The 12,570-nt window shown below is 47.5% G+C and carries 7 protein-coding genes; all 7 read right to left on the minus strand.

Annotated features, from left to right (window positions below; all coding sequences use genetic code 11):
• Nucleotides 1-428 precede the first annotated feature (428 nt).
• The 7 genes from PEPTYR26121_RS00230 to pheT all read right to left on the minus strand — a co-directional run bounded on the left by PEPTYR26121_RS00230 (nucleotide 429) and on the right by pheT (nucleotide 12,570).
• Nucleotides 429-1,532, minus strand: coding sequence for a tetratricopeptide repeat protein (locus tag PEPTYR26121_RS00230; RefSeq protein ID WP_180498079.1), 1,104 nt, complete (start codon nucleotides 1,530-1,532; stop codon nucleotides 429-431).
• A complete protein-coding gene (locus tag PEPTYR26121_RS00235) occupies nucleotides 1,522-3,180 on the minus strand; it encodes a B12-binding domain-containing radical SAM protein (protein ID WP_180498081.1) in 1,659 nt (552 codons plus the stop codon). The genes PEPTYR26121_RS00230 and PEPTYR26121_RS00235 overlap by 11 nt, the downstream gene beginning before the upstream one ends.
• Nucleotides 3,181-3,272: 92 nt before the next feature.
• Entirely contained in the window at nucleotides 3,273-4,982 is a 1,710-nt protein-coding gene (gene argS / locus PEPTYR26121_RS00240; RefSeq protein WP_180498083.1) for an arginine--tRNA ligase, read from the minus strand.
• A gap of 8 nt (nucleotides 4,983-4,990) precedes the next feature.
• Nucleotides 4,991-7,366 carry an endonuclease MutS2 gene (locus tag PEPTYR26121_RS00245; protein WP_180498085.1) on the minus strand — a complete coding sequence of 792 codons (2,376 nt, stop codon included), beginning with the start codon at nucleotides 7,364-7,366 and terminating at the stop codon, nucleotides 4,991-4,993.
• A gap of 12 nt (nucleotides 7,367-7,378) precedes the next feature.
• Nucleotides 7,379-9,619, minus strand: a complete 2,241-nt coding sequence (locus tag PEPTYR26121_RS00250; RefSeq protein WP_180498087.1) for a peptidase U32 family protein — start codon at nucleotides 9,617-9,619, stop codon at nucleotides 7,379-7,381.
• Entirely contained in the window at nucleotides 9,606-10,163 is a 558-nt protein-coding gene (gene zapA, locus PEPTYR26121_RS00255; protein WP_180498089.1) for a cell division protein ZapA, read from the minus strand. Before zapA ends, PEPTYR26121_RS00250 begins: the two co-directional genes overlap by 14 nt.
• A 10-nt stretch (nucleotides 10,164-10,173) precedes the next feature.
• Nucleotides 10,174-12,570 carry a phenylalanine--tRNA ligase subunit beta gene (gene pheT, locus PEPTYR26121_RS00260; RefSeq protein WP_180498091.1) on the minus strand — a complete coding sequence of 799 codons (2,397 nt, stop codon included), beginning with the start codon at nucleotides 12,568-12,570 and terminating at the stop codon, nucleotides 10,174-10,176.

A 12,570-nucleotide genomic window follows, 5' to 3' on the forward strand; every position in this document is an offset into this window, starting at 1 on the left:
TTGAGTTTGCTTAGCTCAAACACTGACTGTGTTCCGCTTTAAGCTTATAGATTTGTTATGGTTTATTCTCTTATACCATTTAATTAACTTGGTTCAAGTCGCTGCTCTTTCGAAACAGCTTATTTAGTATATCTCGCGTCGACTGAAATGTCAAGCACTTTTTAAAACTTTGTAAAAGTTTCGTTTGGCTCTCACGAGACAACTTGTATAGCCTACCTCGAATCGCGTTCGCTGTCAAGAACTTTTTTGAAATTCTTTTTTTTGCGATCCCGCTCTTTCGAAGCGACTTGATCAGTTTACTATGTGAACCGATCTTTGTCAACCTTATATTAAGCTCGATATATCGACCTGTCTTTAAGGTTCTTTTATAGTATACGCAGATCTTTTTACAATGTCAAGAATACTTTTACGTATTTCTTATAGGTTTTTTACTCTTCATTTGTGAGCTTTCGTGTCTGCTCGATAAGCTCCCATAATTGACTGTCAGACGCTAAATGGTAGGCCGCTTCGAAATCACAAAGTGCTTCTGAGAAGGCCTCGCTTCTATAATAAAGGATCCCTCGATTCATGTAGGCAGTTCTGTCTTCTTCGTTATTTTCTATAGTTTCCGTTAATACGCCTATAGCATCTTCTTCGCGTCCGAGGGCTGCCAGGGCGATGGCATAATCATTTAATACGTCGCCGGCTTTTGTGTGGCGAGAAGCTTCTTCCAGATAGTCGACTGCTCTTTCATAATCTCCCAGTCCATAATAGGCCATCCCTTTAATATAGGTACATTTTCCGGGATCGGTATATTGGGAGCTTACTTCATCTAAAGACTTAAGGGCGTCTTCGTAGCGCCCGTAATGTAGATAGGTCTTTGCCCCGTCAATGGCGGCAGGTTCCGTCACGGTTTCGATAGCTCGACGTAATTCCTCTTTAATTCCGTCGTCATCGGATGATTGTAGAGCTTTCTCGTAGTAGAATTTCGCCTTGATCCAATGTTCTCTTGCTTCGTGGACTCGCCCCAGTGCCATTAAAGCGTGGGTGTTGTCTGGGTCTTCTTCGAGTATTGCTTCGTAGCGATCCATTATCTCTTTTAACAGATCTTCACTACTCTTTCCTTCGTCCTCATACCATCTAAGATTATAAATCCCCTCCATAGCATAGGTTGTGTCGAGGCGATCCTCTATGCTGCCCCGCAAGATTTCTTTGGCGTGGGCGAAGAGGTAAACTCGCTCCGCGTCATCACTTTTAGATGCTGAAAGAATCTTTCCCTCCAGGGCTCGGAGAGTATCTTCCAGATTTTCTTTTAGAAAAGCGATGTAATCACTTGCATAGGGAAAGTGCTCGTCTAATCCGACAACCACACACATAGCCGTAAAGATATGGTCCACATCGAGGGTTCCTTCTTTCCCGGGATTTTTAATTTCGTCGACGATATCTGTTTGAAGCATAGGAATGGGCACGCCGTTTAATATGGCGCCTCCATTTTGTTGTTCCAGAAAACCGATGGCGTCGTACCAATCGGCCAGATATTTTTTACTGTCCATTCTTGTTCCTTTCATCGCAATGCACTTGATACTTTCCGTTTTTATAATTGATGTAGCGACAGATATCGCCGAGTTTGATGCCTCTTACATTTTTCGACGCTTTCAGTGGGTCCTTCGTCTCGATAAAGTCGGAATTCTTTTTTATAAATGCCACCACTTCTTCTCTCCCGAGTTCCGGATCGTCGAAACCTAATGCTTGGCCGATATAGCGATTTTCCCGACGGTAGAAGTCCCACTTAAATGCATGGTAAAGATCCTCGTCCATATAGTTCTTCTCTCGCAACTCTTCGTAAAAGAAGCGATACTTGCCGTTTTGTCCCTTCATGGGATTTTCTTCAATGCGTTCCATAACTTTTCCCGCCATTTCATAAAACAACCGGGCCAAGGATATTCCCCGCATCCTTATTGCTTCGAGTGTCGAAGCGAAAGCCTCTTCGTCGTAATATGTTTCCACGATTTCGGCAAAGTATTTTAATTGCAAGACTTCTCGGGAATTCAATGCGTTCGTTTTTATAACTTCGTAGGGTGGGGCGTCATCGTAGACGATGCCGAATTCTTTTGCCCGCGCCCTCAGTTCCGTTCCGGGAAGTAATTTTAGGAAGCCGATTTGAATGCGCTTCCCTCCGAGAGGGACGACTTTATCGAATCCGCCGAGAAAGCTATCCAAATTCTCTTCCGGCAGCCCGACGATAAGATCCAGATGCACGTGAATTTTATCGCCGTCGATTTTCTTCATGACGGTATGGATTTTTTCAAGTTCGGTCCGCCTGTGAATCAATTCGTTGACCTCGGGGTTCGTCGACTGGATTCCTGCCTCGATTTGAAAGCGACCTTTCGGCGCACTGTTCATCAAATTTATAAGCTCATCGGACATATGCTCCAGGTTCATTTCAAAATGTATGCACATATCCTCCGGGGACTCATCTATAAAAAAGTTCAGTATGGATTTCGTTCGCTCCCTATGTATATGAAAGGAACGATCTACGAATTTTATAAGTTTTGTACCCGTTTGAAAGATGTGCTCCATATCCGCTTTTATATCTTCAACCGATCGATAGCGCACGAGATCATCTTGAGAAGACAGGCAATAGCTGCAATGGTAAGGGCAGCCGCGCATGGATTCATAATAGATGATCCGGTGTTCCATATTCGTCGAGTATTGAACAGAGGGCAAATAATCCAGGTTTTCGAAGGGAACGGCTATGGGATTTTCCGATATATCATCTTCTGTTCTATAGCATAGCCCGGGAACGGATGACGCCGAAGTTTTACCGTTTACATAGTCGAGGAAAACATTAAAGCTCAACTCCCCTTCGCCGCAGAGTATCCCTTCGATCCATAAATGGGCATTTAATCGCTCCGGTGCGTCGAAGCTGACCTCCGGACCGCCTAAAAATTGCCGTATCTCAGGTTTCGCCTTGTGAATATAACTGCCGATAGATTGTATCCTCTCCCAATTCCATATATAGGTAGAGTACATAATAAAATCCGGCGATTTTTTTGCGATTTTTGCCAGGCATTGCTCTAGGGGCTCGTTAATCGTCATCTCTAAAATTTCAATTTCTCTCTCCGCCACTGCCTGTAAAAGTCTGACGGCGAGATTGGTATGCACATAGCTTGCATTAAAAGCGACGAGTAATCCTTTCATATCTTCCCTCCTTTCGCTTTTTATAGTTTAACACATCCTATTAGTATGCCAATCAAAAACGGACACTCCCGTTCGAGAGGTCCGCTTTGAGTTTACATTTTGCCCGGCGCTTCGATACCCAGCAAATTTAAACCGATCTTAATCATGTTTTTCACGCCGTAGACCAGAAGAAGGCGAGCATTTTTCACTTCTTCGTCTTCGACGAGAATGGGTGTGTTCGTATAATACTTGTTAAAAGTCTTGGCGCATTCCGTAATATAACGGGTCACGAGATAGGGCTCGTATTTTTCGTGACTGTCCACGATGACTTGATTGAAGCCGTAAAGCTGTTGAAGTAATTCTTTTTCGTCGTCTAAGGTCAGCGCCTTTACATCCACCTCTTTCGAAGGATCAAAGTTTCCTTTTTCGAGTAGGGAATGCATACGGGCGTGAGTGTATTGAACATAGGGCCCTGTCTCGCCATCGAAACTTAGGGTGCGATCCCAGTCGAATACGTAATCTTTAATGCGCTGATTGAAGAGCTCTTGGAATTTCACTGCGCCGATGCCCACTTGGCGGGCAAGTTCTTCGCGATTTTCCATGGTATAGCCGTTTTTCTCTTCCCTTTCGCGGAGGATGTCGTCTACTTTTTCCGTGGCGCGATTCAACACATCTTCCAGGTAGACCACTTTTCCCCTACGGGTGGAAAGGGTGCCTTCCGGCAAGGATACCATGCCGAAGGGAACGTGAACGCAATCGTCCGCCCAGTCATATCCCATTTCCTTTAAGATAGCCTTTAATTGTTGGAAGTGAAGGTTTTGCTGACTTCCTACGACGTAAATATTTTTGTAGAAGTCGTAGGTATCTTTTCTGAAAATCGCCGTGGCGATGTCCCGCGTCAGATAGATGGTAGATCCGTCGCTTTTAATAATGATGGCGGGAGGCAAGTTATATTTGTCCAGGTTAATAATTTGCGCACCCTGATCTTCGATAAGGAGGCCCTTCTCCTTAATTTCATCGACGGCTTTAAGCATTAAATCGGAATAATAGGATTCGCCGCGATAGGAGTCGAAGTCCACATCGAGCATGTCGTATACGCGCTTAAATTCATCGAGACTCAGATCTCTAAACCATTGCCAAAGGGCAACCGCTTCTTCATCGCCGCTTTCCAATTTGCGGAACCACTCTCTGGAATTATCCAAGAGTTCCTTGTTTGTTTCAGCCTCTTGATTGATACGAACGTAAAGCTTTACGAGCTCGGGGATGGGATTTTTCTCGATAATGTCATCGTCGCCCCAAAGTTTGTAGGCCTCGATCATCATGCCGAATTGAGTTCCGTAATCTCCCAGGTGATTAATGGCTTCTACATTGTAGCCTAAGTGCTTGTAAATTCGCTTAATAGAATCGCCGATAATCGTCGTGCGAATATGACCGATGTGGAAAGGCTTAGCGATATTCGGCGAAGAATATTCGACGATGGCGGTCTTGCCCTTCCCCAAATCGGAAGATCCGAAGCGATCTCCCTCTTCCAACACGGCTTTCAGCACATTTTCGGCGAGAGCGGTTGTGTCGATGAAAAAGTTAAGATAGGGACCGGCCACGGCGATTTCGCGAATGCCTTCCACGTCGCTTAATTTATCTTTAAGTTCCTGAGCGATAACCGCCGGATTTTTCCGCATGGTCTTCGCCAGTGTAAAGGTCGGGAAGGCATAATCGCCCATTTTTCGATCCGGCGGCGTCTCAATTTTATAAAGTAAGTCTTTGGCGTCCAAGCCCGTTTCCCGAGCGAGGCCCTCTGCGATCTGTTCTTTAAAATTTATCATCGTAACTCCTATCTTAAATATGCAATGGTCACGCCGCTGCCACCGTCACCGGGCTCGGCGTCTTCGTATTTTTTTATCGAGGCGTGGGTACGCAAATATTCCTTCACTTTTTTCCGAAGCATGCCCGTTCCCTTGCCGTGAATAATGCGTATATGGTCGAGAGAAGCCAGATAAGCGTCGTCGAGCGCCTTTTCTAAAATAGGCTCCGCCTCTTCAAAGGTCTTTCCTCGAATATCAAATTCTACTTTAGCATTTTTTGATTTTTTCTGCGACACTTTTCCCGTATTGGCCTTTTGACGATGATTATCCTGCACCTGCCGCTTTACCAAAGTATTCGCGGGGAGGGTCATTTTCATAAGGCCCGCCTGAACGAGTACATTGTTCTTTCCGTCGGGTTTTTCCAGGACAGTCGCCTCCACTCCCAAACTTTCGGCATACACCGTGTCGCCGGGCTTCAGCTTTTTAGCGGGATTCTTCGCTTTTTTAACCACGAGACCTCTATCGCCGTCGCGGAATTTCTTATTGCCTTCTCGCAAAACATCTTGCGCTTCCTGAAGGGTCTTTGCTTCATCGCTTTCCAGATGTTGCTTCAATTCCTTGATTTCCGACACGGCGAGATCCGCATCTTCTTTCGCCGATTTCAATACGCGGCGCGCTTCGTCGCGAGCTTTTTCTAATATACGATCCCGCTCTTTTTCTATTACTTCCGCCTTGCGCTTGGCCTGTTGCATTTCCCTTTGATATTCGCCCTTTAGTTGAACGAGCTCCGCTTCCCGCTTTTCAAGACGGCTTCTCTCCGCCTCGAGGGTTTTCAATACATCTTCAAAGGCGATGTCTTTTCGTTCCAAAAAGCCTTCGGCCCCGTTTAAAATTTCGGGAGACAGCCCGAGGCGGGAAGAAATTTCAAATGCATTACTTTTTCCCGGCACGCCCACATGTAGTTTGTAAGTTGGCGTCAAGGTTTCGATGTCGAATTCCATAGAAGCATTTTGCACGCCGTCTCGTGTCAAAGCGTAGAGCTTAAGTTGAGTGTAGTGAGTCGTCGCCATAAAGGTAATGCCCGTGGCGATGCAGTGTTCGATAATGCTCAGGGCAAGAGCGGCCCCTTCCGTGGGATCGGTACCGGCGCCGAGCTCGTCGAAGATTACCAGGCTGTTTTCCCCGGCACGATCCAAGATGTCGATAATGTTCATCATATGGCCGCTGAAAGTAGAAAGGGATTGCTCGATGCTCTGCTCGTCGCCGATATCGGCGTAGACGCCGTCGTAAATCCCGATGACCGTTCCCTTGTCTGCCGGAATATGAAGACCATGTTGGGTCATCAATACCATGAGCCCCAAAGTTTTCAAGCTTACGGTTTTACCGCCGGTATTGGGTCCGGTTATAATGAGGCCTCCCGCTTCCCCGCCCAATTCTAAACTCAAGGGCACGACTTTGTCCGCCGGAATTAAAGGGTGCCGGGCATTGAGAAGCTTCGTGGTTTTATTTTTCGAGAGTTTCGGTGATATTGCGTTCTGATCCGAGGCCAATTTCGCCTTGGCGAAAATAAAGTCCAGATCGGCAAAGAGGATCTCATTGCTCGCAAAGGCCTCCGCATCTTCCCCGATAATGGCGGAAAGTTCTTCTAAAATTCGCTGGATCTCTTCCCTTTCTTTAAGCTCCAATTCGCGAATATCGTTGTTGATTTCCACGACCGCCATTGGTTCGATATAGACGGTCTGTCCGGAAGCACTCATGTCGTGAACGAGACCTTTTACTTTACTTCTCGCATCGTGGCGTACGGGCACGACGTAGCGGCCCTGACGCATGGTGACCAGAGAATCCTGAAGAGATTCCTGTAGATCCGCCGAATTTAAAATACCCTGAAGTTTCTCCCGCACCTGATCTTTCTTCCGCGCGAGGGAGCGACGAATCCGTAAAAGCTCCGGCGTAGCGTCGTCGTAAATACTCTCTTCACTTTCGATGGTGGACTCGATCCTTTCTCTGAGATCGCCTCGGGTCCAAAGACCGAAGACCATTGCGCGAATGAGGGGATAAGGATCTTCCGCCATTTCATCGGTTTCCGCTATATAGCGCTGCATCCTGGAGACGCCGCGAAGGGAATCGCCGATTTCGAGAACTTCCGCAATGCTCAGCGTTCCGCCTCGAGAAGCGTAATGGGCGCTTTTCGCCACGGGACGGGCGCCGCTTAATGGCGGAGCGGATCGCGTAACGAGGAGTTGGAAAGCCTCTTCTGTCTCTTGCTGCATCCGTAGAATTTCTTCTCTATTCGAGGTAAATGCCATAGCATCTACCCGTTCTTTTCCGATGCTCGAAACGGTAAGTTCTTTTAATCGGTCGATAATGTCGTAAAATTCAAGAATCGCTTCAATTTTATGCGCCATATCTCCTCCTCTTTATCCTAAAATGCCGCGCATCCAATGGCCTCGCGTAAATTCCTTAAGAACCGGCTCGTTTATTTTTTCGCCGTCGATAAGGCGTCGAGCCTCTTTAATAATATCGGTTATGTCTTCCCCTATTCGGCTTCGAATTTTAAGAGCCGCGGGCTTGAGTGCCATAAGCTGATCTCCTTTGTCGCCGAGGTAAATAGGAAGGCTATTGTAAATCTCCGTCATATCCCCGACGCGTCTAAAGGGAAAGGCCACATTCTTTTCATCCCGCAAGTAAAAGCCTCGTCTTAGATTGCAAGTCGGGCAGTTTCTATCTTTTCCGCAGCCCTTGATTAAGCTCATAGGGCAGTGACGCATGGTCAAGGAACGAGGATAGCCGTAGTAAAGGACTTCGCCGCAGGTTCCGAAGCGCCGCGTCATTCCCTGCAATTGTTCCCGTTTACATTCGAAAGAAGGCATGACACTTCCCTTCTCAGCAAAATGGCGAAAACTGTAACTGTTAAAAATGTTCATGCCCTCGCCGAAGACGATATCTCCCTCGGCACCAGCGATTTGACCGAGGTTTTGTACGACGACACCGTCGAAGTAATCTTTTACCTCGGCGTAACCCTCGGGGGTTTCGTAAGGAAGGCTCAAATAGACCGGCACGGATAGAGTGCTTAAAAAGTCCATGGCCTCTCGCGACGGAAGGAAGTAAAGTTCTAATCGATCGATTAAATCGTAGGGCAGATCTTGTAACATTTCCTCGTCGGCTATTTCCACGGTGAGCAGAGTCTTGTTTGTCTTGAGCTTTTCAAAACGCTCGTAAAACTCGATGGGCTCGAGACTCCTCTCTTCCCCGGCCTCATACTTGGAAAGAGCTTCACGCCTGAGAGCATTCACGAGGGAGATGGGAAGAAATACATCTTCGTCTACATCAAGCTCGATGTCTTCCAGGCGGTAGGCGGAAGTATCGAATTTTGAAAGATTCGTTCGGATGCGCTCTTCGTTCAATTTCGCCGATCGGGCTTTTTCCAAAACATCTTCGCCTACAACCTCCGATTTACGGGAGCCTTCCAAACGAAAGATGGGACGCTCCCCTACGCGGGCAATAAAAGTGCCTCGCAGGCCTTCCGTTCCCATTACATCTTCGGGGTTTACTTTCAGCCTCGATTCTAAAAGGGCGGATGTTAGGCGAACAATGTCTGTCCCTTTATCGGGCGTGAGGGAAATGTTTCCGTCGTAAGTTTCTCTCTCCGTCTCTCCCTTTACGGTCCATTCCAATAAATCTCCGGAATCGGGCGCGGTATTCCATCGGATCTTCCCTTTTTCGTCGACTCGTCCGATAACGAGCCCCCTGTGATTGGGACGCTTCGTGCTGACGAATTCGTGGCCGAACTCGCCGAAGCCCAAGCCCTTCGTGTAAGAGCGGTTAAACATCTGGGCCATTTCGTCCTGATCGTATTTTTTCCCGCCGAGAGCCAAATCGTAATTCCGCGTAACGGCGGCGACATATTCGGGAGACTTCATGCGCCCCTCGAGCTTAAAGGAATAGACCCCGGCATCTGCCAATTCCTCGACGGAATCTATCGTTCGAAGATCCCTGGGGCTCAGTAAATAGCCCCTCTCGAGCAGATTATTTCCCTTTTCACCTTCGATAGCGTAGCGTTTTCTGCAAGGCTGAGCACAGCTTCCCCTATTGCCACTTCTGCCGCCGATAAAGGAGCTCATTTCGCATTGGCCGCTTATGGAGACGCAGAGAGCGCCGTGACAAAAGGCCTCAATTTCCATGGTTGTATTTTCGTAAATCCTTCGAATTTCATCGACGGTAATTTCTCGTCCCACGACGACACGGCTGAAGCCCATGTCCTCGATATAGCGGGCGCCTTCCAAGTCCATAATACTCATTTGCGTCGATCCGTGGCGTTCAAAATCCGGTAAATAATGCGCCAATAAATCGGCAACGCCTATGTCTTGAAGGATCACCCCGTCGATGCCCGTTCGGTAGAGATCGGCGGCATATTCCACCGCACGCTTACATTCTTCGTCCGACAGTAATATGTTTAAAGTGACATACACTTTTTTACCCCTAACATGGGCATAGGAGACGGCACGGGCCATCTCCTCCAAAGTAAAATTCTGTGCACTTGCCCTGGCGGAAAATTCTTTCCCGCCTAAATAGACCGCGTCGGCCCCGTTTTCGATGGCGGCGTAAAAAGACGCCATATTGCCTGCCGGCGCTAAAAGTTCTATATTATTTCTCTTCATGATCACCGCGGAGCACATAGATCTCCTTGTTCAAATCGATTAAACGCATTTGAGATTCGTAATTTTTATCTTCCAGTTCTTGAATCGTTTCGTCCTTCGATTTGATCTCCTCGTCGAATTCTTCTCTCTTACGCTTAAGTTCATCGATTTCTTTTTGAAGAGATTTTTCACTCTCATCTTTTTCTTTCAAATCCGATTTTAAGCTTTCATAGCGCTTGTTAAAGCCTTCGATCCGTTCATCTTTTTCGGCAATTTGCTTTTTAAGGGTTTCGATCTCCAAAAGCTTTTCTTTCATAGCTTCCGTATCGCCTGCAAGAGCACTGGCCTCTTTATCGGAGCGCTCCATTTTGTGCATGTCGTCTAAAGCATTTAACAAGCTCAAAAGGTACAATTGTACGTCATTTAGGCGATAATTATTCTTTTCAACGTCTCCGATGCGGCGATTAGCCTCATCAGCTAAACTTCTCACATAATCGGCATCGTCTTCACCTACGACGTGGAATGTCATGCCGGCAATTTCAACTTGTACACGCTTAGATCCCATTTTGCACCTCTTATTTCGATCGCAATTGTCCTTGGAATTTTGTCTCGATGCCTTCGATCAGATCGTCGACGGTAGGGACAATTTCCTTTTCCTTTAACGTGCGCTCTTTGTGGCGGAAGGCCAGCTTAAGAGCGATACTCTTCTTGCCCTCTTCAATTCCCTTGCCGAAGTAGACGTCGAAGACTTCTACACTTTCCAGGAATTCTCCGCCGTTTTCTTCTACATAATCCAGTAAGTCTTGAGCCGGAAGTTTCTTGTCCACGACGAAAGCCAAGTCCCGCTCCATGGAGGGGAATCGTGCGATAGGCTTGTAGGTTACATTGTCCTTCGCGTAGTCTACGATTTTAGAAAAATCGAGCTCGGCGAGGTAAACTTCTTGCTTTAAGCCCAAATCATCTTGTGCCTTCGGGTGAACGCAACCGAAGATGCCGATGAGGTCGTCGTGAATATAAACTTCCGCCTGGCGACCCTTGTGGAATAAGGGGAAATCTTGAACTTGTACGAAGCGAAGGCCGTCGATGCCCAGTCTGGACAGCACAGTTTCCACAGTCTTTTTCAGGTAATAGAAATCTTCTTCGCCGTAAAAACCGATGGCGAGCTTCATAAATTCCTTGGGAAGGCCTTCGTCGTCCGTGTCCACGGCAAAGACATTGCCGAATTCAAATCCGTAAGCCGAAGGATTTTTGTAACTCATATTCTTTACGAAAATATCCAACATATTGGGTAGAAGCGTCGTACGCATAATGGAATATTCCTCGCCGAGAGGATTGGAAATCTTGACGGCTCGGCGCAAGGGATCTCCTTCGGGGAGTCGAATGCGGTCGAATGCCGAGGGGCCCATAAAGGAATAGGTCATAAATTCATTAAAGCCCGCGGCCAATAATACGTCCTGTGCTTTCTTTTCGATTTGGCGATACAAGCTCTTGCCGCCGCGAGTGAGGGTTCCTTTTAAAGGAAGGGGCGTAATATTGCCGAAGCCGTAAATACGGCCCACTTCTTCCGCTAAATCTTCCCAAATATGGAGATCGCCGCGGGCAGTGGGAATGGTGGCGTGAAGAGTATCCCCTTCGAGGGTTGTTTCGATGAGAAGGGACTCTAAAATGCGCACCATTTCTTCGCCGGTGATGGAGGTTCCGAGAAGGCCGTTAATGCGATCTACGCTCGCATCCACCGTCCAAGGTTTTAATTCTTCCGGATAGTGATCGAAAGATCCCTTGGCTACTTTTGCCGCGCCGATTTCAACGGCCAATTCGCAAACGCGATCCACTGCCATCTTCGCAGTATTGGGATCGAGGCCCTTTTCAAAACGAGTAGACGCTTCGGAGCGCAGGCCTAAGCGCTTGGATGTCTTGCGGATATGGCCGGCTTCAAAATTGGCTCCTTCCAAAATGACCGTGTGGGTGCCTTCGGAAACGCCGGAAATCGCACCGCCCATAACGCCTGCAAGGCCGATAATGCCACTTTCATCGCAAATGACAATATCATCCGCCGTCAAACTACGTTCCACTTCGTCTAATGTGGTCATGGTTTCCCCGTCTTTTGCCAGGCGCACATGAATTTCAGGTCCTTTAAGGGAGTCCATGTCGTATGCGTGAAGGGGTTGGCCGTATTCCAACATGACGTAGTTCGTCAAGTCGACGATATTATTAATGGGACGCACGCCCGAAGCCATTAAGTCATTTTGAAGCCATTGGGGAGAGGGCGCCACTTTTACATCGGTTAACATGCGAAGGTAGAAGCGGGGAGCAAATTCCGTTTCCACATGAAGGCCGTTAAACTTGTCTTCCATGGAAACGTCACTCGTCTCTTTCACAACGGGGTCTTTCATAGAAAGTTCGCTGCCCGTAGATGCCGCCGTTTCCACGGCCATGCCGCGAATGCTCAAACAGTCCGGACGATTGGGCGTGATCTCGAGCTCGATCACTTCTTTGTCCAGCTCTAAAAGCTTTAAGTAGTCGGTGCCCGGCTCTACATCCGATTCTAAAATGTGGATGCCGTCTTTTGCGGATTTCGGAATGACCGAACCGTCCATGCCTACTTCTTCCAAAGAGCACATCATGCCGAGGCTGGGAAGGCCGCGCATTTCCGTATCGTGAATTTCCATACCGTCGGCAAGCTTCGCCCCGTCTAATGCCACGGGAACGAGGGCGCCTTCAAATACATTCTTTGCGGCGGTTAAAATTTGCTTCACTTCTCCGCCGATATCGACTTGGCAGACCACGAGCTTATCGGCATTGGGATGAGGTTTGATTTCTAAAATTTTTCCCACGACGATGCCGCTTAAATCTTTGCTGCGCAATAGGATGGATTCTACGTGATTGCCCGTCGCCGTAATTTCGTCGGCTATGGCGCGCCTATCACCATTAAGTGTTACATATTTTTCTAGCCATGATTTAGGTAATAACAT

The sequence above is a fragment of the Aedoeadaptatus nemausensis genome (genome assembly GCF_903819165.1).
GTDB lineage: Bacteria > Bacillota > Clostridia > Tissierellales > Peptoniphilaceae > Aedoeadaptatus > Aedoeadaptatus nemausensis.